Genomic DNA, 21,716 nt, shown 5'->3' with positions numbered 1-21,716 from the left:
AGAGAATGATTAATCCGATTCAGGTCAGTTCAAATGAAAGGAAATTAATTACTCCTCCAAATCATCTGGCATCATGAGCACCACAAAACGGGGTTGCTTACCGTCAATTCTGAGCGTTTTCTTGGTTATCCCCTTGTTCGGTTTATCCAACATACCGGCATCCGCTAAAACCTGAGCAAAAGCCACCGCATTAGCTCCTACAGCTATCTCGTCGCGAAACACTGACGGGAAAGTATGGAATACCAATGTATCGAGTCCCTGCTTTTTCTCCCGATATCCCGCCAAATCCTTTATTGGTAAGTCTCGTGGATCCGTTTCAGGGTGGGGTAAATAACGGCTATAACCGAAGCGTTGCAAGAAAGATTCAGCCTGTTCCGCCCATGCTTTTGATTCTCGGTTACCCATACCAAAATCATTAACCCATGCATTAAAACCATGTTGTAAAGCGTCACGGCTCTCCTGCTCAATCCAGCCTGTAAGGTGCTTAGAAAGGAGCAAGGCAGCTTCCAGTATCGCGAACCGCGACGCCACACGGCGCACCTGCTCACTGGCTTCATCGGGCAATAACGCTATCCATCGACGTTCCGCATCCCTGACAGCTTGCGCTGCTGCCTCTTTCTGGCTGGCTAAGCACTTAATCCATGCCCGCCCCACAGCACCATAGTGGTCTTTACAGGCGTCTCGCATAGCATCTGCATGAGCTTTACCGTCTTTATAGCCGTGGTATTCAGTGGCCTTGGAAATCGGTACATTTAATAGCCGCACCAGTTGACCAGCGTTTACCTTGCCTCCATCCGCTCGGATATAACTCTCAAGGTCGATCTCACCGGTACTGAATGCCATTGCTCGCCAGCGTTTCACATCCCGATTACCGCCCTCCTTGGCCCCCTGAATTTTGCCGACACCGTTAAATAAAGCGTAAGCAGCATCAGCAACAGCCTTCTTATTGCTGCCTTGCCCTATCTCATCCAGCGGCATAAAACCGTCGTTGTGCGCCGCAGCTTCATTTACCAAGCCCAGCGCTGTTGAGTACCACGTCAGCTTCAGTGCTTCAGGTTCACCATAAACCGTCGTAGCCGCATTACCCGTCGTAGTTTTACCTGCGGAGGAGCCACCAAACAAATGGACGCCAAACCCATCAGCCCCAGCGATGCCAATGAGGGGGGCAGCAAAAGCACAGGCAATACCCAGCATCATGGAAGGATTGCCTCGAGCAAGTTTTGCCACATTGCTGCGCCAACTCTCTGGAGAGCCTTTAGTGGTATAGCCTTTTGCCGCCGATGAACGGCCATTAAAGAGTACAGGGGTTGCAGGCGACCCAATCACCGAACCATCGGGCATAATGTATGCCCCGCACTGCCAGCCAGTAGCATTGGCAACAGTCCAAAGCTGCCGCTCTCCACTGCGTTGCAGATAGTCAGCTAGTATTGCCCGTAATCCACTTTTAGCTGTGATAGACAAGCCACCAGCCCTCAGCCGAGACCAACCTTCCCGTTCACCAATCTCACGCATGGGTAAAGCTTCTGAACGTTCGGTATTGTTACCCTCCGGCGTCCAGCAGAGGATCAGGTACCGTTCGTTATCGTCTTCACCTATTCCCGCAACGGATATCGGGTCACTCAACCAGCTTTCTCTTTCCGTAATATTGCCGTTACTTTTATCCAGTTTGGGTTCAACCCAATACATGCCACCTTTACGCTCATCGACATAGGGACGTCTGACATCCTGAGGCTCCGCTACCGGAGGCTCCTCTTCTGCCAATATATGTGGCTGATATAGCGAATCAGCGAACTCGGTAATGCTGGCGTCCAGCCCATACTGCTGGCGATAATCATCCCAATCGGCCTTATGATCTGTTGGTGGTAAGGCAACCCAACCATTCACCGCAGTAGCCGCTTTCTCAGCAGATTCTTTCCCAACATTCTTTTCACCGGGTTTAAGGTCGTTATCAGCAGCAATGATAATTTTCGCATCAGGCCAACGTTCCCGGCTGGCTTTCGCTATATGGATCAGGTTCCCTTCATCAATGGCCGCCAGCACTGCCCCATCACTCAGTAACGAAACGGTAACGCCGGTTGCGTTACCTTCTGCGATAAGTACCGTTACAACCGGCTCATTACTCGATGTTGGTGGGAGTCTGACGGGAATGAACGAACCTTTCTTGATGGTTCCAGATATCAGACGTTTGGTGCCATCAGGCTTAATCACCTGTGCACCCGTTATCACGCCCTCCATCGTTTGCAGCACCAGTAACAAAGAACCGTCACTCAATAGGGCTTGGGAGGGGCTTGGAAGTCCCTTATTAAGTAGGTAGTGAGATTCGCCTGATACCGTTTTCGCCACCAGCTCCGCAACCTTATTCGCTATTGGTATGCCTGACTGTGCGGGTTGTTTTACAGGCTTAGTGGATACCGGCATGGGTGAATTCAGAGCCATTCCCAGCGCATCAGCGACCATAATCGCCGCCTCAGTGGAGGTACATTGCTTAACTTTTTGTACCAGCTCGAGCCCATCACCGGCACCACACTGATTGCAAAAATGTGTCCCACGTCCATCCTGATCGTCAAATCGGAATCTGTCTTTGCCGCCACATGCCGGACAAGCAGAATGGTCACGAGGTCGTTCCGGTACATCAATACCGAGATAACCAAGAATATCGCGCCAACGGTGGGTGGCCTGAGCCGTCACTTCACGGATCATGTCGATGGAAGGTTTCATGCTGCACCGTCCTGACTGAATACCAGCCCATGCCGGTTATCATGAGGATTAGCCAAAGTCTCTACGACCGTAGCCTTCATGACTTCCGTCATTGTCTCGACGCCGTGCGGTGTCAATTTACTGTTATCCTTACTCAGCATCTGAGTGTAAGTTTCCACAAGAATTCGTGAGCCGTCATCACGCCCGAATTCCTGAAAACAAAGCACTTCCAAAGAATGAATAAGGCAATTACAAATTGCTGCCTCAGTTAAATTTTCCAGAACAACAACCTTTCTAGAATTAATAATGACATTGGCAATGGATTCGCCTCTATTTCGTTTCTGACAATAAGCGATAAATGCCACTGCAATATGTTTACGATTTAATTCGATTGAATGATTCAGGTTCGTCATAAATATATCCTTTACTTTCATCAGGCCGAGCGAGTCCCCAGCCTGATGGCTGTTATTTTTTAGATGTTGGAATGCTAACTAATTAAATACAGGGCATTTAGCTACTGGCTATATCAAGGCGCTCCATTTTGTCCGGCCTCCCGTTCAAGCAAATGAACCGCAACTGGCCCGGCGAGATCCAGTGCTAGACCTAGTAATTCCTTTTCGTCAGTAGTATCTAATTCAACATTGGATTCAAACATCAACAGCAAGAGAGCATTTAATTGACCAGCCTTATGCGTGGCAATATTCAGAGGTACTGATTCATTGGCTTTCATGGTTATGCTCTCCCGATAAAGGTAAATTCAGTAACGAACCGTGCCAGCGGCATAATGCAGGGCGATGAATATCCGTCACGGCTAAAGGTAACGCGATTAAAGGCAACGGAATCGACAGTGACCAATGAGCCATGACTGTCTTTGTAACGATCATTTGGCTGTGGTTGGCCCATAATTCACCCCCTTAATATTTTTCGCCGCTTTTTCAGCGCGTTCCTGAGCGATCCAAAGAAGTTCATAACCCGTGTCGTTACCATCCTCACTAGCAATCAGCATTGAACTAACTTTTAAAATTGAAGCAATTTCACTGAGAAGATCGGAAACTTCACAGGGCGCTAATTTATCCATGAGTCACCCCCATAACATCGGACAGATTGATGCTATGTACTGCCAGCCATGCTTCGCAAGGCCATGATTTTACAGAGCCATACTGTGGATCCGGCACAATCTCAGGTTTAAAGCCATTTTCAAGACACCATTTCCGCAACGGATGCCACGCAAACTTCTGATGAGTCACATTTTCTACAGCTTTCACCGTGGCATGCTTTGTACTTTCCCCTAGCCGTTCTTCCAGTACACGACATTTGCGAGTGGCTGCACTTAGTTTGCCGAGGGCGCTGGCTTCACGTTTACGGCTAATCTGGCCTTTGGTACGAATAGCTTTGTCGGCGCGTTGCTTTTCAGCTAAACGGCCTTGCTCGGAGTCGATAGCCAACTGAAGAATTTCCAAACGACTGAGGTCGGGAATAGTTGCAGGTGCTGGCAATGCATCCCGTCGGGAGAAGTAAAACTCAGTGAGATCGTTGTAGTATTCCCACGCCTGATCGGTTTCTAACATCTTTGCGTGATTGGCAGCACCGCGCTCAGTCCACAGCATAAGTGAGCGAGTTTTTGGTGAGATTTGCAGTTCGCTTAAAACTAGTCGCAAATTGTTGAGTTCAGTACCAACAACTTTGAAGAAGTGCTTACCCTCAACAAAACGGGATTTATTTTCATGGTGGTTTTGCTGAATACGGATCACCGTTGTGCCATACCCAGCCGCAAGCTGCTCGGTAGTTGCCACACGCTGACCGCGATATTCGATAATCTGTAAATTTTTGGCCGCTACCGGAGCCAGTTCAGTTTTTTTAGACATTGCACACCCCCCGCTCATTTTTCGCATCATGCTCTTCAAACCGTACGATGTTATGTACCGCCTCAGCCCACCAATACACCTGCAATCGTTGCTGCTCGTTCTCAATCAGAGGAATAACAACCGTCAACAAATGAAGCAGACCTTCTTTAACGCGAAGTAACCGAGTGCGGGATACATTCTCGCTGGTATCAGGGATTGGCTTACCACGGCTGCCCATCAGTTCAGCAATCAGGGCTTGAGTTTCTTTGTATGAAGGTGGGTAGATATCATCCTCATCAAGGAGCTGCATGATGCTGGTGATCTGAACGTTGCTTAAGCGGCGCTCTGTAGCCCCCAAGAGAACAGTAGCTGATGCTTTATCAAGGCTTTCAGCTTCACCACGCCATGACAGTTTGAGAGCACCACCAGCAGCGTCTAATGCGCTAAATTCAACACGGTATTTTTTAAGCATTGCATACCCCCTGTGCAGGAATACGACCAGCAAAGGAAAGTACGAACTGACCAGCCAGAGAGCGGCGAGCATCTTGTTCAGAATGGGCAGTGACTGATTCGCGGTGCGGCGTTGCGTTCAGGTCAGAACGGCACACTGCGAGAAAGAGATACTGAAATTTAGGGCGAGTTTGGGTATGATTTAACATAGCTACCTCGTTACTTACGTTAACGTTGGTGGTGAGACGCCTCAACAGTGTTCCCGCACTCTGAGGCGTCGCTATTTTGTTTATTACCTGTGCCTTACCTGTGGATAAGGTGTTTAAACAGATTAACTCTGTTTGTTTAAACACGTCAACCATATTTTGTTTAAACACTTCACTAAGTTTAAATCTTGTTGTATTGTCGATTCTATTGAAGAAACTCCAAATGGCGGGCACCATGGCAACAGGCCACAAGAACAATAAATCAACATACAAAGGGATTCGATTCCCCAACGATTTAATCGAAGAAATTGATGCAAGAGTAGAACGCGATAAAGAAGAAAACCCAAGTGCTAGCTTCTCTTCTTGGGTACTTGATGCCTGCGGGCGTAAACTCAAGACAGAACAGCGCAAGAAGTCCAAGTCAGAACCATCTGAGTAATCCCGAAGGGTAGCACTGTGAATGCTACCCTTTTCTTTATCTGAACCGAATTGCAGTTCCGTTAAACTCAATAAATCACAGTATTTGGGTAATGACTGCTGAGCTAAATATTTGGCTGAGTGGTGATCTCCACTATATTCTGGAGATTGGTATAGATTGCTTGCACCAGGTACTACGGAAGTTTCGTAGTTTAAATTTTGAGCGTCAGTATTACTGACTTTCAACTGCTCCGAAATTAACGGGTTAGTCTCCGACTCGCTCAAAGATAGTCGGTTCAGGGTGCCAACCAAGGGAAATGCCTTTTTCTGGCTGGCTACTGGAGTTGTAAGCATCATGCCACCACCTCCACACGCAGACCTTTAGCTGTGTAGCCCTGAACCTGCTTACCATTCACACGAACCCGCTTTTTAGTCAGTAAGCGGATGTGGTCACCGTATACATGAAGTAATTTTCCATCTAAAGCGACCTCGTTATAACCATATCGAGGCTTATGTGACACCTGCACAAATAGGCCACAAGCCTTGCTATTAGCGGGAACTGGTGCGACAACCCCCTTATCTTTGCCGGTTACTCGATACAACCAGAATCGTCCGTCTTTCCCTGTCAGCTTCCGAGTACGAACCGGCACATAGCCAGCTTTGTGCATGGCTACACTGAACGCTGAATCATCGGGATAATACTGGCGACGAATATTGGCAGGGACAGAAATAGCGAAACTTTGCTTAGTCCAATACTCTGTCCATTGATCTACAAACTCGATAGGCAAACCATTAACGTTAATACCGCTGAGTACGATTTTAGGCTGAGTTTGGGTACTGCCAATTAAGGCATTTAATTTTTTCATGTTTAATTACTCTTCGTTAAATCGCTTGATAGTTGTAGCGATGGAAATCAAATGCTGGATTAAGTCGAACGCAAACACACGCAACAAATGAACACCCTATATGCATAATCAGGCGACTTCCTTGCGGGATTCAGCAATGCGCTGATTGATCCATTCGTCAATTTCGCTTTCAATGAAGGCAATAGAACGGGTACCGATTTTAATCGATTGGGGAAAACGATTCTGGCTGATGAGACGGTAAAGCCAAGCCTTACTGTAACCAGTGCGGCGTTGGACTTCTGATAGGCGGATAAGTGATTGTGCTGCTTGTGGCATGTTGTCCCCTGTTTCTATTTAACGTTGTCATTGGACGTTGGTAGATTACAGGTTTTATTAAATCATCAAAAAAAATCAACTGTGGAAATTGCCGTAAAATTGATAGAACTTCAATTTGAAATGGGCTTTGGAAGCCCATTTGGAAATGACTTAGTAAATATGCTAACTCTAAATTTTTGGTGCATAATCAGTCAGTGCTTTATTCATAAGATTTGTGAGTTGGCGTTCAGTTATATCGAATTCAATTCCTTGCTCTGTTATTCTTAATATTGCTTCTTTCGCAATTGAAGTTCGATTTATTTTAGTTCCATTTCTAAATTTTGGGGATGACTTGTGTAAAGCAAGAACCATTCCAGCAATAAATTTCAAAGAAGTTTCTTTACTTGAAAACTCAGTCCACTCCAATATTTCACTTTGAATTTCCTCAGTACTAATATCAGCAACAGTTAATAAATCTGAATTTAATTCATTGTTTTTTTCAGGGGAATACTCAACACCACACATAAGATGATTGATTATATCCAAGTCTGTTTTATACAAAACTAAATCACCAATAGTGAATTCTGGATAAAAATAAAAAACTGGTGATTCTGGGTCTGAGGTTTGTGTTCCTTCCTGCACCTCTATCATGATACGGAAATCACCTTCAAAATCATAAGGAGATGCGGAAAAGCTATCCATGATTCTTCCACCACGGCGAAGCGATTGAATAAACGCATCGCAAGGCCGCCAGAAATCATGAGCATAACCATTTACCCTATAAACCTGACATAAATGATCATATGAAAGCCGATTGCCCACAAAAGCACTTATATTGTCAATATATGAAAACTCATTATTTGCAGAGGCCATTACATCATATTCAATATGATCATCTCCCCAATATTCAGTTTTATATTCTATAGTTTTGTTGTCGATCGATAAAACTGTGGCTCGATGCTCCAAAAGCTTCAAGGAAAGGGAAATTTTTTTCGTTTCATACCAGTGAAAAAAATCTTCCATTTCACATCCAAAAAACTTTGCAGCCCTTTCTAAAGAGCAATATTCAAATGGTATAATTTTGAGTTCCATACGCCACCTCGCATCCTCTAAATATTGGGGACTATGCCAGCCAGTAGAGGTGTACTGGTTTTCGGGGATCAGCCTAGGCATAGCCTTATTTTCTTGAGGTCTACTATAAATCACCACTGTATACTCGTCCAGCATTCCCCCTTGCCAATTCACGACATTACTTCACATTTTCACATCAAATTCGGGTGAGCAATTTTAGCTTATCGATTACTGATTTAGGGTTATTTAGCTGAGAAAAAGCCAGGTTTTCGGGAGATAACGCGATTAGGGTCGGTTCAAATGGCCTAAAGTCGGTTCAGGGTCGGTTCAAAAAATGAATTAATTAACTTATAAATCAACAAACTAAAATATTGAACCGACTGAACCTACTGAACCGACCCTTTTTTATTCCTCACGGAAGAATTTTACCTAATCACTAAGCTTTTGACTGACGTTCCAGGCTATCCATATAGTCGGCATACCACTGAAGCATTTCTCGACGACCATCCAGATACTGGGCGTGATTGTAGGTACCACGAATGCTGTTTTTATCCACGTGTGCCAACTGTGTTTCTATCCACGCAGTATTAAACCCCTGCTCATGCAAAATGGTACTCATAGTGTGCCGGAAACCGTGACCAGTGGCTTTACCATGATAACCAATACGTTTTATGACCTGATTAATACTGGCTTCGCTCATTGGCTTTAAGCTGTCATTACGACCGGGGAATACCAGTTTAAATCGCCCAGTAATCTCATGTAATTGACGCAGTAATGCCAAAACTTGCACTGACAAGGGAACCAAGTGAGGACGACGCATTTTCATTCTGGCGGTAGGAACTTCCCAGACGGCTTTGTCCAAGTCAAATTCTAGCCACTCAGCAGCCCGTAGTTCAGTTGTACGAACACCGGTAAGCATAAGGAGCCGTGTTGCTATTCGAGTGACTGTACTGCCGCTATAGGCGTTGAGAGCATTAAGGTATGCGGGAAGCTCGTTCGCTAAGAGGTGGGGGTAATGTGTGTGCTTCTGAACCGCCAGAGCGCCAGCTAGTTCACTTGCTGGATTGTTCTCTGCTCTGCCAGTTACGATTGCATAACGGAAAGTTTGGCTGCATGCCTGACGGATCTTACGCATTTTATCGAGGACGCCACGCTTTTCTAACTTACGTAGGGTTTCGAGAATTTCTAGAGGCTTGATTTCGGCAATTGGACGTTTACCAACGTAAGGGAATATGTCTTTTTCGAACGACTCCATTAAATCATCAGCATAACCTTTAGACCAATTGGGCCTTTTGTAGGCATGCCATTCTCTGGCTAGAGCTTCGAACGTGTTATCAATGCTGACTTTTCTGGTTTGTTTTTCTACTTTTTTTTCTTCACCTGGGTCGCCGCCCACTGCAAGTATATGCTTTGCCTCATCTCTTTTTGCTCTGGCTTCAGCAAGAGTGATATCAGGAAAGACCCCAAATGCTAGCAATTTTTCTTTACCGGCGATCCGATACTTCAGCCGCCAACAACGTGAACCAGTAGTTTTTACTAACAAAAATAATCCACCTCCATCAGATAGCTTATAGGGCTTCTCTTTTGGCTTTGCAGTATCGACCTGTCGGGCGTTCAGTTTCATGTGGGGGTATCTCACTTCATTGAACCTAGACATACCCCCAATAGTACCCCCACTTTGTTGTTGATTGCAGTGGATGTAGGTAGACGTTGGGATGCTAGGAATTGTCAGAGAGGCTGATTATATAAGGGATTAGTAGACTTAGATAGACGTTAGAAGAGGTATAGATGGTACGCCCTACAGGGCTCGAACCTGTGACCTACGGCTTAGAAGGCCGTTGCTCTATCCAACTGAGCTAAGGGCGCATTTGATATTCACCGCAGCATAGAACGCTGTGGGTAGTCAGTTGCGGGTTGGATTATACGGGCAGTCGCTTTCGAGTCAATGGGTTTTCACCTTACCGTTTATCAACTGGCTATTTAATCGTTAATTAATCGTTATTATGCGCCTGACAGCGCGGCCCGCTTCTGACAAAATAGACATATTCCCGCTTTTTTAATTGATGGACCCCTCCACTGATGTCAGCAAAAATTATTGATGGTAAAACGATTGCGCAGCAGGTAAGAAACGAAGTTGCGGCGTTAGTACAGAAACGTCTGGCTGCGGGTAAGCGCGCTCCGGGTCTTGCCGTGGTATTGGTCGGCGAGAATCCAGCGTCACAAATTTACGTCGCCAGTAAACGTAAGGCATGTGAAGAGGTCGGTTTTATCTCTCGCTCCTATGACCTCCCGAAGAGCACCACTGAAGCTGAACTGTTGGCATTGATTGATTCATTGAATGACGACAATGAGATAGATGGAATACTGGTACAACTGCCACTACCTGCCGGCATTGATAATGTCAAAGTGCTGGAGCGCATCCATCCTGATAAAGATGTCGATGGCTTCCATCCATACAACGTCGGCCGTCTGTGCCAACGTGCGCCGAAACTGCGCCCTTGCACCCCGCGCGGTATCGTTACACTGCTGGAACGCTATGAGATCCCGACTTATGGCCTGAACGCCGTCGTGGTTGGCGCATCTAATATTGTTGGCCGTCCAATGAGTCTGGAGCTGCTGCTGGCGGGTTGCACCACCACGGTAACGCATCGCTTCACCAAGAATCTGCGTCAGCATGTCGAAAATGCTGAGTTATTGGTAGTTGCCGTGGGTAAACCCGGTTTTATTCCCGGTGAGTGGATAAAACCGGGTGCTATCGTGATTGATGTCGGCATTAACCGCCTGGAAAGTGGTAAAGTAGTCGGTGATGTAGAATTTGATGTCGCCGTTGAACGTGCGGGTTGGATTACACCGGTTCCCGGTGGCGTTGGGCCAATGACCGTTGCGACACTGATACAAAATACCTTGCAAGCCTGCGAGGAATATCACGACATCAACGAAAATTGATTGAAAGGACAGTAATGGACATTTTTCATTTGGAAAAACACCCGCACGTCGAGCTGTGTGATTTATTAAAATTACAAGGCTGGAACGATAGCGGCGCCTCAGCAAAAGCCGCGATTGCCGATGGTCAGGTAAAAGTCGACGGAAGTGTCGAAACACGCAAGCGCTGCAAAATCCTTGCTGACCAGATTGTTGAGTTTCAAGGTATGAAAGTGCAGGTTAAAGCCTAACAACCTCGGCAGTGGCAAGCTCAAGCTCGCTAACGCCAAAGATTCAGGCAAAAAAAATGCGGTTGCTGACCAGAGCCAGAACCGCAATATTTTTAGTTTTATCACGCGAAGCAATCCCCCTGCCCGGCGCGACAAAACAGTATGTTATTTACGACGCCATGTCGTGCCTTGAGGGCCATCTTCCAACACAATCCCCAGCTCATTCAATTGATCACGAGCAGAATCAGCCAGCGCCCAATCTTTGCTACTGCGGGCATCGTTGCGTTGCTTAATTAGCGCTTCAATTTTCGCAACCTCATCGCCGTCAGTCTGTGCACCACTTTGCAAAAACAGCTCAGGATCTTGTTCCAGTAAGCCCAGCACATGAGCCAGTTTACGCAGCTCTGCCGCTAACCCATTCGCCGCAGCGATATCTTCCGTTTTTAAGCGATTCACTTCACGGGCGATATCAAACAACACTGAGTAAGCCTCTGGGGTATTGAAATCATCATCCATTGCTGCGCGAAAACGCGCTTCAAACTCAGCACCACCAGCAGGGGCTGCATTCGCGTCAGTGCCACGCAGCGCGGTATATAAACGCTCCAGCGAAGCGCGCGCCTGTTTGAGGTTCTCTTCGCTGTAGTTAAGTTGGCTGCGATAGTGCCCGGACATCAGGAAGTAGCGCACGGTTTCAGCATCGTAATACGCCAGCACGTCGCGGATAGTGAAGAAGTTATTCAGCGATTTCGACATTTTTTCTTTGTCGATCATCACCATACCGGAGTGCATCCAGTAGTTCACATAAGGGCCATCATGGGCGCAGGTAGATTGTGCAATCTCATTTTCGTGGTGCGGGAACATCAAATCAGAACCGCCACCGTGGATATCGAAGTGCGCACCTAGCTGTTTGCTGTTCATTGCTGAACACTCAATATGCCAGCCAGGACGGCCCGCCCCCCAAGGTGATTCCCAGCTTGGCTCGCCCGGTTTAGACATTTTCCACAGCACAAAATCCATCGGATTGCGTTTAACATCCGCCACTTCAACTCGCGCCCCCGCCTGTAACTGATCCAAGTCTTGGCGCGACAACAGCCCATAATCTGGATCACTGTCCACGGCAAACATCACATCACCATTTGATGCCACATAGGCGTGATCGCGGGCGATCAGGCGCTCGACCAGCTCAATTATTTCCGGGATATGGTGAGTCGCACGCGGCTCTAAATCGGGGCGTTCGAGGTTCAATGCATCGAAATCTTTATGCATTTCTGCCAGCATCCGCGTGGTCAGTTGCTCGCAGGTTTCACTATTTTCAATCGCACGTTTGATAATTTTATCGTCAACGTCAGTAACATTACGCACATACGTCAGCGAGTAACCTAAATAACGCAAATAACGCGCAACAACGTCGAACGCAACGAAAGTACGCCCATGCCCAATGTGACACAGGTCATAAATGGTGATCCCGCATACATACATACCAATTTTACCGGCATGGATAGGCTTGAATTCCTCTTTTTGGCGACTCAGTGTATTAAAAATCTTTAGCATCGGGACATTCCGTGGTGTTGTTTTTTTGCGGTATGCAGGGTTGATACTCAAAGTCATTGAGGTTGCAGCTAAGCTGCAAGCAAATGCTCCTTCAGCTTCAATGACCAAGGGTATAACAGGATATCATCAGATTATGCGGTAAATCAGCCCGTGATTCAGCACTTTTTCGCCCATATTGGCCGTGTTGCGACTGCTGACTCAATCTCAGAGATATGATATAAGAGCCGTCTAAAGGGTTACGACTCATTTGTGAACACACTTATTACACTAGCAGGAATATTATTATGGTCACGTTTCATACTAATCACGGCGATATCGTCGTCAACACCTTCGCGGATAAAGCGCCGGTTACCGTTGAGAACTTCCTGAACTACTGCCGTAAAGGTTTCTATGATAACACTATTTTCCACCGTGTTATTGATGGTTTCATGATTCAGGGCGGTGGTTTCGAGCCGGGCATGAATCAAAAAGAGACTGATGCACCTATCAAGAACGAAGCCAATAATGGTCTGAAAAACACCCGTGGCACACTGGCAATGGCGCGAACTAACGATCCACACTCTGCCACTGCTCAGTTCTTTATTAACGTTGCAGACAACGACTTCCTGAACTTCCGTTCAGAGCGCCCAGATGGCTGGGGCTACTGTGTATTTGCTGAAGTTACCGAGGGTTTGGACGTGGTTGAGAAGATCAAAAACGTCGCAACAGGTCGCAGCGGTATGCATCAGGATGTGCCAAAAGAAGACGTCATCATTAAAAGCGTTACTGTAAGCGAGTAATAGCGACTTAATGAGCACGCTTTTTATTGCAGATTTGCATCTTAGCGCTCAGGAGCCGGCAATCACTGCCGGTTTCCTGCATTTTATACAGCGTGATGCTATTCATGCTGATGCTTTATATATCCTAGGCGATTTATTCGAGTCCTGGATTGGCGATGATGACCCCGAGCCACTGTATCGGCAAGTTGCCGCTGCATTAAAATCACTCCAGCAACAGGGCGTACCCTGCTACTTTATTCACGGCAACCGCGATTTTCTACTCGGTAAACGCTTTGCGGCTGAAAGCGGCATGACGTTACTCGCGGAAGAGAAAGTCGTCGAACTGTATGGCCGCAGAATAGTGATTTTGCATGGTGATACTTTATGTACCGATGATGCCGACTATCAGCATTTTCGGCGCAGAGTTCACAACCCCCTGATTCAAAAACTCTTCCTATGGCTGCCACTGCGCTTTCGTTTACGGATTGCCGCTTATATGCGCAACCAAAGCCAACAGAACAATAGCGGAAAGTCGCAACTCATCATGGATGTGAATCCACAAGCTGTCATTGATACATTTCAGCGGAATCAGGTCAGTTGGATGATTCATGGCCACACTCATCGCCCCGCAGTTCATAATGTAGCACTGCCCGCAGCAACAGCGCATCGGGTGGTTTTGGGTGCCTGGCATGTTGAAGGTTCGATGGTAAAAGTCACGGCTGAAAGTGTTGAGTTGATTAAATTCCCGTTTTGACCGCCTGATGCTCAATAACCACGGCGCTATTTATCATTAGCGCACCACTAAAAAACCGCAAAATCCCACTAAAAGCCGCGACGCAACCGTTTTCCTCGCCTTTGGCTCATGATATGCTCTACGCCCTCATCGCCAGCCACGATACCTAACTTCGTTCTGGCCGACGCTTGCGCAATCACAGGAGCCTTACCCTCATGGGAGCCAACCTCGATTCGGCTTATGCAGCCGGGGTTAAAATCGCTATCGTAATGGGGTCCAAAAGTGACTGGGCCACCATGCAGTTCGCCGCCGACGTGCTCACCACGCTCAATGTTCCGTTTCATGTCGAAGTGGTCTCTGCACACAGAACCCCCGATAAACTGTTCAGTTTTGCCGAACAAGCGGATGCCAATGGCTTACATGTCATTATTGCGGGCGCCGGCGGGGCAGCTCACCTACCGGGGATGATCGCGGCCAAAACACTGGTGCCGGTTTTAGGTGTTCCGGTACAAAGTGCGGCGTTAAGTGGCGTCGATAGCCTCTATTCCATTGTGCAGATGCCGCGTGGTATTCCGGTGGGGACACTGGCTATTGGTAAAGCGGGCGCGGCGAATGCTGCATTGCTCGCCGCTCAAATATTAGCGCTGCATGACGCTGAATTAGCTGGCCGTCTGGCTAATTGGCGTCAAAGCCAAACGGACGAAGTGTTGGAAAACCCCGATCCGAGGGATGAAGCATGAAGCCGGTTTGCGTATTAGGTAATGGTCAGTTAGGGCGCATGTTGCGCCAGGCGGGTGAGCCGTTAGGCATTGCCGTTTATCCGGTGGGGTTAGATGCCGAACCAGAAGCGGTGCCTTATCAGCACAGTGTGATCACCGCTGAGATTGAGCGCTGGCCGGAAACCGCCTTAACTCGCGAACTGGCAACACATACCGCCTTTGTTAACCGCGATATTTTCCCGCGTCTGGCTGACCGCCTGACACAAAAACAGCTGCTTGATAGCCTGAATCTGGCCACTGCCCCTTGGCAACTATTGGCTAGTGCCAGCGAGTGGCCGCAGGTTTTCGCCTCACTGGGCGAACTTGCCATCGTGAAACGCCGGGTCGGCGGCTACGATGGTCGTGGTCAGTGGCGTTTGCGCGCGGGTGAGCAAGATACCTTACCCGCCGATGCTTACGGCGAGTGCATTGTCGAGCAGGGCATTAACTTCTCCGGCGAAGTTTCGCTGGTCGGCGCTCGCAGCCATCACGGCAAATCAGTTTTTTATCCGCTGACCCACAATTTGCATGAAGATGGCATCTTGCGCATCAGCGTGGCACTGCCTCAGCCGAATAGCCGCTTACAGCAACAAGCGGAACAGATGCTCGCGGCCATTATGGATGAGCTGAATTATGTTGGGGTGATGGCGATGGAGTGCTTTATGGTCGGCGACAGTTTGCTGATCAATGAGTTAGCACCACGGGTGCATAACAGTGGTCACTGGACCCAAAATGGTGCCTCCATCAGCCAGTTCGAGCTGCATCTGCGCGCCATTTTGGATTTGCCGCTGCCCAAGCCGGTGGTAAATACCCCATCGGCGATGGTCAATCTGATTGGCACGGCGGTAAACACCCAATGGCTGTCGCTGCCATTGGTGCACCTGCACTGGTACGAAAAAGAGGTGCGTGAAGGCCGCAAAGTGGGTCATTTGAATTTGAATGATCCCGATGGCGCAGCATTAAGTGCCGCGCTGGCCGAGCTGGCCCCGTTGCTGCCCGCAGAGTACCAAAACGCCCTGCGTTGGGCGCAGGCGAAGCTGTAAATTATTCGCAGGAAACTAATAACTCGCGGGCAACTCATGCTGCCCGCGAATAAAATCTACCCCTCATAGTTGCGAAATAGAGCCCGCCCCTGTAACAACCGCGCACCAAGCCAACCGCCACAGAGTGATAACAGCAGCGCTGCCGCCAGCGGCAATAGCCACCACATGACCCAATTAGGCTGCCACGGGAAGTCAAAGACTAACCGCTGTAACGCCCAGAGCGCGGCTTCCGCACCAATAGCTGCCGCCAGACCAGCCACCAGCCCCAATAGCGCGAACTCCCACCACAAGGTGCCGCGCAGTAAGCGTTTACTTGCGCCCAGTGTGCGATAGACCACCAGCTCCTGACGGCGCTGGCGCATCCCTACCTGTACCTGTGCCAGCAGCAGCAAAGTGCCACAAATAATGACCAACACCACCATCACTTCCAGCGCGCGACTGACCTGCTGTAACACCTGCCCGACCTGTTTTAGCATCGCGCCAATATCCAGCAAGCTAAGTGTCGGGAACTGGCGATTCAGTTGCGTCAGTGCTTCCCCATCCCCCTGATAGCGGAAGCTGGTCAGCCAGGTTTGTGGCTGCTTATCCAGCGCACCCGGCGGGAAAATAAAGTAGAAATTAGGCCGCAAACTCTCCCAGTCCACCTGGCGAATACTGCTCACAGTGGCCTCAAATGATTGCGTATCGCCACTAAATGTCAGCTTATCGCCGATTTTAATGCCCAGTCGTTCGGCGATCCCCTGCTCCATCGACACTTCATCTGCCTTTGGTGGCCACTGACCGGCGGTCAAAATATTGTGCGCCGGTAAATCTTGCTGCCAGGTCAGATTCAATTCGCGGTTAACCGCTTCACCGCCGGGATCATCTTCATGCACCCGCTCAGTGGCCAGTTGCTGGTTAATTTCACTCAATCGCACCCGAACAATCGGATAAAAGGTCGCAGGGGTGATCTGATGCTGCGCCAGAAATTCGGTCACCTGCGGCACCTGTTGCGGTGTCATATTCAGCAAAAAGTAGTTTGGACTATCTGGCGGCAGTTGCTGCTGCCAGCGATCCAGCAGATCGCCGCGCAGCACTAACAGCAACGCCAACAGCATGAAGGATAACGAAAATGCCGCCAATTGAGTCAGCGTCATCCATGGCTGGCGGAGCAAGCGGTTGATGGCTAACCGCAATGACAAACGGGTGACGGTGAGGCGGCGCAACAGTAACAAACCGCCCCAACCTATCACCCCGAGCAGTAACGCCAAGACCACCATACCACCGAGAATAGCCCACAGCAGGGAGTTGCCCCCCATCAGTAGCGCCAACAGCCCTACCACGATAACCATCATCACCGGGATAAAGTAGCGCAGCGGCCAGACATTGGCGGAGACATCGCGGCGTAAGACCCGCAATGGCTGGGTCGCCAGCAGTTGTCGATAGGGGCGAATACCCACCAGCAACGAAATCAATACCAGTGATCCCATTGACCATACCCATGGCCATGCACCCGCAGCGGGTAGTGCCGCCGGTAATACCGGTGACAATAAGCGCACGAGAATGCCCTCGAACAGCAGGCCAATCAGGCTGCCACACAGGCCCGCCAGCACCAGCACTGCTAGCCACTGACCAATAATCAGCCGCCGTAGCGCACGGCGTCCGGCCCCTAAGGTTTTCAGCACCGCAACCAAGTCATAGCGGCTGCGGCAGTAGTGCCCCATCGCCACCGCCACCGCGGCAATCGAGAGCAATAGCGTCAAGAGCGCCGATAACAGCAAGAATTGCTGCGCCCGTTGCAGGGATTTCCCCAATGCGCCACCGGACTCTTGCAGGCCATACCAGCGCTGCTCCGGCTTCAATTGCGGGGTGAGCCAGTCGCTGAACTGCGCCACCGCCTGCGGTGAGCCAGCAAACATGTAGCGATAGGTCAGGCGGCTGCCCGGCTGTATCGCGCCTGTTTTCTCCACATCAATCAGATTGATCAAAATACGCGGCGAGGTTTGGAACGGATTAAATCCAGAATCCGGCTCCTGAATCACTTCGCCGACAATTTTTAGCGAGGTATCCCCCACCTCTAATCTGTCACCGACCTTCACCCCGAGCAGCGATAAAAGCCTTGGCGCCACCAGCACCGTGCCCGGTTCAAGTCGCGCGCCGGCCGGCTGAGTCTCGAGCTTGCCATACAGCGGATAAGCCAAATCGGTGGCTTTGACATCCGCCAACTGCGGACGATCACCGGCAAAAGTCATGGTCATAAAGGAGAGCTGGCGACTGACAGTCAGCCCCTGCTGTTTCGCCTCCAGCAACCAGCCCTCAGGCACAGGGTGCGCGGCACTCAGCACCCGATCACCCGCCAGAAAATCGCGGCTCTGCTGACTCAGCCCCTTCTCCATGCGGTCACTGATGGTGCCTAACGCCAGCACACAGGCCACCGCCAGCGTTAATGCCAGCCAGACAATTAACAGTGAGGGTGAGCGCCACTCACGCCAAAACCAGCGCCAAATCATGCTTCCTCCCACAATTTGCCGTCCTGTAAACGCAGCCGGCGCTGGCAACGACCCGCCAGTTGCACATCGTGGGTGACCAGAATTAACGTGGTGCCGTAGTCGCGATTAAGGGAAAATAACAAATCGGCGATGCGGTCACCGGTATGGCGATCGAGGTTACCGGTAGGCTCATCGGCAAATAGCACTTTAGGCCGCCCACTGAAAGCGCGGGCTAGCGCCACCCGCTGCTGCTCGCCGCCAGAAAGCTGGGCCGGAAGATGATGAAGGCGCTGATCCAACCCCACCAGCTTTAACAGCTCGATCGCATGTGCTTTACTTTCGCGCTCGCTCTCTCCCCGCAGTAGGGCTGGGAGTTGGACATTTTCCAATGTATTGAGTGTCGGTACTAACATAAATGATTGAAACACAAAGCCGATATGCTCTGCCCGCAGTTGCGCGCGCCCCTCTTCATCCATCGCCGTCAAAGAGTGACCAAGTAAGCTCACCTCGCCACTGCTACCGTCATCCAGACCCGCCAGTATGCCCAGTAACGTGGATTTACCTGAACCTGACTCGCCAATCAGTGCAATTGTCTGAGCGGGTTTGACAACTAGCTCAACTCCGGTAAGGATGGAGAGCTGTTGCTCACCCTGACCGACGTGCTTATTAAGATGATGAACTTCAAGAACGTTTTCCGCTGGCATCTTCCCTTCCTATTGCTATTGGGATTATTCAGTTTGCGTGCCGCCGCAACCGATACACTGTTGATTCTCGGCGACAGTTTGAGCGCCGGTTACCGCTTGCCCATTGCCGAGGCCTGGCCTACACGGCTGGATAAAACATGGCAGAACAACTCCTCATTGCCAAAGGTAGTAAACGCCAGTATTAGTGGCGATACTGCCGCCCAAGGTTTGGCCCGCCTGCCTGCGCTGCTCAAGCAACATCAGCCGCGCTGGGTGCTGATTGAACTGGGCGCCAATGATGGGTTGCGTGGTTTTCCAACGCAGGATATTCAACGGGATCTGACACAAATTATCAATCTGGTAAAGGAGTCAAGAGCCGAACCTTTATTGATGCAAATCCGCATTCCGCCTAACTATGGTCGCCGCTATACTGATGCCTTCACCGCTATCTATCCACAACTGGCACAGCAATTTGGCATTCCGCTGGTTCCTTTCTTTATGGAACAAGTTGCCGTAAAGCCCGAGTGGATGCAGGATGATGGTTTACACCCTAACGCCGAGGCTCAGCCGTTCATCGCTGATTGGATGGCGCAGCAACTCAAGCCGTTAGTGACTAATAAACAGTAATAATGCTTTAGTTAACCACTTGTTCAAGCAAATAGATTCACTCACTAGGTAAAGTTATGCAAAAAGCAGTATTAATTACCGGTTGTTCCAGTGGCATTGGTCTGGTGGCGGCGCAAGAGTTGAAAAACCGAGGTTACCGCGTACTGGCGGCCTGCCGTAAACCCGATGATGTGGCAAAGATGACACAGTTGGGGCTGGAAGGTATTGAGCTGGATTTGGATGACAGTGCCAGTGTCGAGCGCGCGGCAGCGCAAGTTATCGCACTGACAGGCGGGCGCTTGTATGGTCTGTTTAACAACGGCGGTTTTGGTTTATATGGCCCGCTGCAAACTATCTCCCGCCAGCAGTTGGAGCAGCAATTCTCCACCAATCTGTTCGGCACTCACCAACTAACACAATTACTGTTACCGGCCATGTTACCCCATGGCGAAGGGCGCATTATTCAAACCAGCTCGGTGATGGGGTTGGTTTCGACCGCTGGCCGTGGTGCTTACGCGGCCAGCAAATATGCGCTAGAGGCCTGGTCTGACGCGCTGCGCATGGAGCTGCACGACAGCGGGATTTATGTCAGCCTGATCGAACCCGGCCCTATCAGCACCCATTTCACGCAAAATGTGAATCAAGCCGAAGCCAATAAGCCAGTCAATAATCCCGGTATCGCGAAGCGGTTTACGCTGCCACCAGAAGCTATATTGCCGAAATTGCGCCACGCGCTGGAGAGTCCGCGCCCGCAATTGCGCTATCCGGTCACCCTGGTCGCCCATGCACTGACGATACTGCGCCGCATCTTGCCAGGGCGGATGTTAGATAAAGTCCTGCGTGGTAACTCTTGATACGTGGTAATTATTGATAAAAGTGATGAGGGTTGAAGCAACATAACTTGCCCCAATTAACTGCTATACCCTAAATAATTCGAGTTGCAGGAAGGCGGCAACTGAGCGAGTCCCGATGAGTTGACCCCAGTTAATGATTCGGGTGACAAATCTGTCGGAAATAGATTTGAACGCTGCTCGCAGCGGCCTCGTAGAGGCGAGGCCCAAGGATGGGCCGAGTAACAAGCGCAGCCAACGCACATGCAGCTTGCAGTATGACGGGTATAAAACGGATGAGAGAAATATTTTATGCTAGCACCTACTACGATCGATATTACTGAAACAAACCTACACCAGACCTTAGAACAATCCATGGCCGTGCCCGTGCTGTTCTATTTTTGGTCAGAACGCAGTCAGCACTGCCTGCAATTGACCCCGGTACTGGACAAACTGGCCGCAGAGTATGCGGGGCAATTTATTCTGGCCCGTGTAGATTGTGACGCGCAGCAGATGGTGGCCTCACAGTTTGGCCTGCGCTCCATTCCGGCAGTGTATCTGTTTAAAGATGGTCAACCGGTTGATGGTTTCCAAGGGCCGCAGCCAGAGGAGGTTATCCGCGAACTGCTACAGCGGGTGCTGCCAAAACCGGAAGAGTTGAAAGTCACTGAAGCCACGCAATTAATCAGCGAAGGCAAAGTGCAGGAAGCCCTGCCGTTACTGAAAGAGGCCTGGGCATTAAGTGGGCAAAACAGTGAAATTGGCCTGCAACTGGCTGAAGTACAAATCCAGTTGAACCGCAGTGAAGATGCCGAAGCGGTGTTGGCAACCATTCCGCTGCAAGACCGTGATACCCGCTATCAAGGGCTGATTGCTCAAATCGAGTTGCTGAAACAGGCGGCCGACACCCCAGAGATCCAGCAGCTACAGCAACAGCTGGCAGAGCAGCCGGATAATGTGGAGTTGGCGGTTCAATTGGCATTGCAGCTGCATCAGGTCGGCCGCAATGAAGAGGCACTGGAGCTGTTGCTCGGTCATCTGAAAAAAGATTTGGCCGCTGCTAACGGCACGGCGCGTAAGACATTAATGGATATTTTGGCCGCATTAGGAACCGGTGATGCACTGGCCGCCAAATATCGCCGTCAACTCTATTCATTGCTGTACTGACCGCGAGAGTTAATCGCCACAATCTTTTTGGCGATCCCCTTATTTGCTCCTGCGCGGGGTCATCCCGCGCTGTTTTACTCTGCTCCAGTCGAGTTTTCTCTCATTTACACGCTTTTACCTGC

General features: G+C 49.6%; 24 protein-coding genes and 1 tRNA gene. 9 read left to right on the top strand and 16 right to left on the bottom strand.

The window, feature by feature from the left end; genetic code table 11:
* Positions 1-48: 48 nt before the first annotated feature.
* From HRK25_RS11705 to HRK25_RS11645, 13 genes are all read right to left on the bottom strand, one after another.
* A complete protein-coding gene (locus HRK25_RS11705; protein ID WP_005277012.1) occupies positions 49-2,718 on the bottom strand; it encodes a TOPRIM and DUF927 domain-containing protein in 2,670 nt (889 codons plus the stop codon).
* Complete coding sequence (locus HRK25_RS11700; protein WP_032898470.1) at positions 2,715-3,110, bottom strand: hypothetical protein; 396 nt, start codon at positions 3,108-3,110, stop codon at positions 2,715-2,717. The genes HRK25_RS11705 and HRK25_RS11700 overlap by 4 nt, the downstream gene beginning before the upstream one ends.
* A gap of 113 nt (positions 3,111-3,223) precedes the next feature.
* The gene (locus tag HRK25_RS11695; protein ID WP_032898471.1) at positions 3,224-3,427 is read right to left on the bottom strand and encodes a hypothetical protein; all 204 of its coding nucleotides are present in this window, start codon (positions 3,425-3,427) and stop codon (positions 3,224-3,226) included.
* Between the two features lie 2 nt (positions 3,428-3,429).
* Positions 3,430-3,600 carry a DUF4222 domain-containing protein gene (locus tag HRK25_RS11690; RefSeq protein WP_032898472.1) on the bottom strand — a complete coding sequence of 57 codons (171 nt, stop codon included), beginning with the start codon at positions 3,598-3,600 and terminating at the stop codon, positions 3,430-3,432.
* Positions 3,578-3,775 carry a hypothetical protein gene (locus tag HRK25_RS11685; RefSeq protein WP_032898473.1) on the bottom strand — a complete coding sequence of 66 codons (198 nt, stop codon included), beginning with the start codon at positions 3,773-3,775 and terminating at the stop codon, positions 3,578-3,580. Before HRK25_RS11685 ends, HRK25_RS11690 begins: the two co-directional genes overlap by 23 nt.
* Positions 3,768-4,562: an ORF6N domain-containing protein gene (locus tag HRK25_RS11680; protein WP_032898474.1), complete on the bottom strand. Its 795-nt coding sequence runs from the start codon at positions 4,560-4,562 to the stop codon at positions 3,768-3,770. Before HRK25_RS11680 ends, HRK25_RS11685 begins: the two co-directional genes overlap by 8 nt.
* The gene (locus tag HRK25_RS20210) at positions 4,555-5,013 is read right to left on the bottom strand and encodes a hypothetical protein (protein ID WP_244262469.1); all 459 of its coding nucleotides are present in this window, start codon (positions 5,011-5,013) and stop codon (positions 4,555-4,557) included. The genes HRK25_RS11680 and HRK25_RS20210 overlap by 8 nt, the downstream gene beginning before the upstream one ends.
* The gene (locus HRK25_RS20445; protein WP_420906713.1) at positions 5,006-5,971 is read right to left on the bottom strand and encodes a host cell division inhibitor Icd-like protein; all 966 of its coding nucleotides are present in this window, start codon (positions 5,969-5,971) and stop codon (positions 5,006-5,008) included. The genes HRK25_RS20210 and HRK25_RS20445 overlap by 8 nt, the downstream gene beginning before the upstream one ends.
* Complete coding sequence (locus HRK25_RS11665) at positions 5,968-6,480, bottom strand: hypothetical protein (protein ID WP_032898475.1); 513 nt, start codon at positions 6,478-6,480, stop codon at positions 5,968-5,970. Before HRK25_RS11665 ends, HRK25_RS20445 begins: the two co-directional genes overlap by 4 nt.
* 108 nt (positions 6,481-6,588) lie before the next feature.
* A complete protein-coding gene (locus HRK25_RS11660; RefSeq protein WP_005277026.1) occupies positions 6,589-6,795 on the bottom strand; it encodes a helix-turn-helix transcriptional regulator in 207 nt (68 codons plus the stop codon).
* 168 nt (positions 6,796-6,963) lie between these two features.
* Positions 6,964-8,019 (bottom strand): hypothetical protein, encoded by a 1,056-nt coding sequence (locus HRK25_RS11655; protein WP_152411979.1) that lies wholly within the window; start codon positions 8,017-8,019, stop codon positions 6,964-6,966.
* 262 nt (positions 8,020-8,281) lie between these two features.
* Positions 8,282-9,469: a tyrosine-type recombinase/integrase gene (locus tag HRK25_RS11650; RefSeq protein ID WP_032898476.1), complete on the bottom strand. Its 1,188-nt coding sequence runs from the start codon at positions 9,467-9,469 to the stop codon at positions 8,282-8,284.
* Between the two features lie 165 nt (positions 9,470-9,634).
* Positions 9,635-9,711 (bottom strand) — tRNA-Arg (locus HRK25_RS11645).
* A 213-nt stretch (positions 9,712-9,924) separates the two neighbouring features.
* Here HRK25_RS11645 and folD point away from each other — a divergent pair.
* Positions 9,925-10,791 (top strand): bifunctional methylenetetrahydrofolate dehydrogenase/methenyltetrahydrofolate cyclohydrolase FolD, encoded by an 867-nt coding sequence (folD, locus tag HRK25_RS11640; RefSeq protein ID WP_005277034.1) that lies wholly within the window; start codon positions 9,925-9,927, stop codon positions 10,789-10,791.
* A 14-nt stretch (positions 10,792-10,805) separates the two neighbouring features.
* Positions 10,806-11,018 (top strand): ribosome-associated protein YbcJ, encoded by a 213-nt coding sequence (ybcJ, locus tag HRK25_RS11635; protein WP_005277036.1) that lies wholly within the window; start codon positions 10,806-10,808, stop codon positions 11,016-11,018.
* Between the two features lie 144 nt (positions 11,019-11,162).
* On the opposite strand, the gene cysS is transcribed toward ybcJ, so the two are convergent.
* Positions 11,163-12,548, bottom strand: coding sequence for a cysteine--tRNA ligase (cysS, locus tag HRK25_RS11630; protein ID WP_005277038.1), 1,386 nt, complete (start codon positions 12,546-12,548; stop codon positions 11,163-11,165).
* A gap of 284 nt (positions 12,549-12,832) precedes the next feature.
* On the opposite strand from cysS, the gene ppiB reads away from it, so the two are divergent.
* From ppiB to purK, 4 genes are all read left to right on the top strand, one after another.
* Positions 12,833-13,327 carry a peptidylprolyl isomerase B gene (gene ppiB, locus HRK25_RS11625; protein WP_004873351.1) on the top strand — a complete coding sequence of 165 codons (495 nt, stop codon included), beginning with the start codon at positions 12,833-12,835 and terminating at the stop codon, positions 13,325-13,327.
* Between the two features lie 10 nt (positions 13,328-13,337).
* Positions 13,338-14,060 (top strand): UDP-2,3-diacylglucosamine diphosphatase, encoded by a 723-nt coding sequence (locus tag HRK25_RS11620; RefSeq protein WP_005277039.1) that lies wholly within the window; start codon positions 13,338-13,340, stop codon positions 14,058-14,060.
* 194 nt (positions 14,061-14,254) lie between these two features.
* A complete protein-coding gene (gene purE, locus HRK25_RS11615) occupies positions 14,255-14,779 on the top strand; it encodes a 5-(carboxyamino)imidazole ribonucleotide mutase (RefSeq protein WP_032898477.1) in 525 nt (174 codons plus the stop codon).
* On the top strand, positions 14,776-15,840 hold the full coding sequence (purK, locus tag HRK25_RS11610) for a 5-(carboxyamino)imidazole ribonucleotide synthase (protein WP_032898478.1): 1,065 nt from the start codon (positions 14,776-14,778) through the stop codon (positions 15,838-15,840). Before purE ends, purK begins: the two co-directional genes overlap by 4 nt.
* Positions 15,841-15,896: 56 nt before the next feature.
* Here the strand turns inward: purK and ybbP are convergent, their stop codons facing one another.
* Together ybbP and ybbA are read right to left on the bottom strand one after the other, a co-directional pair.
* Complete coding sequence (gene ybbP, locus HRK25_RS11605; protein WP_032898479.1) at positions 15,897-18,329, bottom strand: putative ABC transporter permease subunit YbbP; 2,433 nt, start codon at positions 18,327-18,329, stop codon at positions 15,897-15,899.
* Positions 18,326-19,012, bottom strand: coding sequence for a putative ABC transporter ATP-binding protein YbbA (gene ybbA / locus HRK25_RS11600; RefSeq protein WP_005277049.1), 687 nt, complete (start codon positions 19,010-19,012; stop codon positions 18,326-18,328). Before ybbA ends, ybbP begins: the two co-directional genes overlap by 4 nt.
* Here ybbA and tesA point away from each other — a divergent pair.
* From tesA to HRK25_RS11585, 3 genes are all read left to right on the top strand, one after another.
* The gene (gene tesA, locus HRK25_RS11595) at positions 18,983-19,618 is read left to right on the top strand and encodes a multifunctional acyl-CoA thioesterase I/protease I/lysophospholipase L1 (RefSeq protein WP_032898480.1); all 636 of its coding nucleotides are present in this window, start codon (positions 18,983-18,985) and stop codon (positions 19,616-19,618) included. The genes ybbA and tesA overlap by 30 nt on opposite strands.
* 56 nt (positions 19,619-19,674) lie before the next feature.
* Positions 19,675-20,451, top strand: a complete 777-nt coding sequence (locus HRK25_RS11590; RefSeq protein ID WP_005277053.1) for an SDR family oxidoreductase — start codon at positions 19,675-19,677, stop codon at positions 20,449-20,451.
* Positions 20,452-20,739: 288 nt separating this feature from the next.
* Positions 20,740-21,594 carry a co-chaperone YbbN gene (locus tag HRK25_RS11585; RefSeq protein ID WP_032898481.1) on the top strand — a complete coding sequence of 285 codons (855 nt, stop codon included), beginning with the start codon at positions 20,740-20,742 and terminating at the stop codon, positions 21,592-21,594.
* The last annotated feature ends 122 nt before the right edge of the window (positions 21,595-21,716 follow it).

The organism is Yersinia bercovieri ATCC 43970 (genome assembly GCF_013282745.1).
GTDB classification, from domain to species: Bacteria; Pseudomonadota; Gammaproteobacteria; order Enterobacterales; family Enterobacteriaceae; genus Yersinia; species Yersinia bercovieri.
This window is presented reverse-complemented; position numbering and strand designations above follow the sequence as displayed.

Coding starts and splice junctions, on each gene's coding strand:
- HRK25_RS11705 (WP_005277012.1), bottom strand. CDS start 2,718: ATGAAACCTTCCATCGACATGATCCGTGAAGTGACGGCTCAGGCCACC.
- HRK25_RS11700 (WP_032898470.1), bottom strand. CDS start 3,110: ATGACGAACCTGAATCATTCAATCGAATTAAATCGTAAACATATTGCA.
- HRK25_RS11695 (WP_032898471.1), bottom strand. CDS start 3,427: ATGAAAGCCAATGAATCAGTACCTCTGAATATTGCCACGCATAAGGCT.
- HRK25_RS11690 (WP_032898472.1), bottom strand. CDS start 3,600: ATGGGCCAACCACAGCCAAATGATCGTTACAAAGACAGTCATGGCTCA.
- HRK25_RS11685 (WP_032898473.1), bottom strand. CDS start 3,775: ATGGATAAATTAGCGCCCTGTGAAGTTTCCGATCTTCTCAGTGAAATT.
- HRK25_RS11680 (WP_032898474.1), bottom strand. CDS start 4,562: ATGTCTAAAAAAACTGAACTGGCTCCGGTAGCGGCCAAAAATTTACAG.
- HRK25_RS20210 (WP_244262469.1), bottom strand. CDS start 5,013: ATGCTTAAAAAATACCGTGTTGAATTTAGCGCATTAGACGCTGCTGGT.
- HRK25_RS20445 (WP_420906713.1), bottom strand. CDS start 5,971: ATGATGCTTACAACTCCAGTAGCCAGCCAGAAAAAGGCATTTCCCTTG.
- HRK25_RS11665 (WP_032898475.1), bottom strand. CDS start 6,480: ATGAAAAAATTAAATGCCTTAATTGGCAGTACCCAAACTCAGCCTAAA.
- HRK25_RS11660 (WP_005277026.1), bottom strand. CDS start 6,795: ATGCCACAAGCAGCACAATCACTTATCCGCCTATCAGAAGTCCAACGC.
- HRK25_RS11650 (WP_032898476.1), bottom strand. CDS start 9,469: ATGAAACTGAACGCCCGACAGGTCGATACTGCAAAGCCAAAAGAGAAG.
- folD (WP_005277034.1), top strand. CDS start 9,925: ATGTCAGCAAAAATTATTGATGGTAAAACGATTGCGCAGCAGGTAAGA.
- ybcJ (WP_005277036.1), top strand. CDS start 10,806: ATGGACATTTTTCATTTGGAAAAACACCCGCACGTCGAGCTGTGTGAT.
- cysS (WP_005277038.1), bottom strand. CDS start 12,548: ATGCTAAAGATTTTTAATACACTGAGTCGCCAAAAAGAGGAATTCAAG.
- ppiB (WP_004873351.1), top strand. CDS start 12,833: ATGGTCACGTTTCATACTAATCACGGCGATATCGTCGTCAACACCTTC.
- HRK25_RS11620 (WP_005277039.1), top strand. CDS start 13,338: ATGAGCACGCTTTTTATTGCAGATTTGCATCTTAGCGCTCAGGAGCCG.
- purE (WP_032898477.1), top strand. CDS start 14,255: ATGGGAGCCAACCTCGATTCGGCTTATGCAGCCGGGGTTAAAATCGCT.
- purK (WP_032898478.1), top strand. CDS start 14,776: ATGAAGCCGGTTTGCGTATTAGGTAATGGTCAGTTAGGGCGCATGTTG.
- ybbP (WP_032898479.1), bottom strand. CDS start 18,329: ATGATTTGGCGCTGGTTTTGGCGTGAGTGGCGCTCACCCTCACTGTTA.
- tesA (WP_032898480.1), top strand. CDS start 18,983: ATGAACTTCAAGAACGTTTTCCGCTGGCATCTTCCCTTCCTATTGCTA.
- ybbA (WP_005277049.1), bottom strand. CDS start 19,012: ATGCCAGCGGAAAACGTTCTTGAAGTTCATCATCTTAATAAGCACGTC.
- HRK25_RS11590 (WP_005277053.1), top strand. CDS start 19,675: ATGCAAAAAGCAGTATTAATTACCGGTTGTTCCAGTGGCATTGGTCTG.
- HRK25_RS11585 (WP_032898481.1), top strand. CDS start 20,740: ATGCTAGCACCTACTACGATCGATATTACTGAAACAAACCTACACCAG.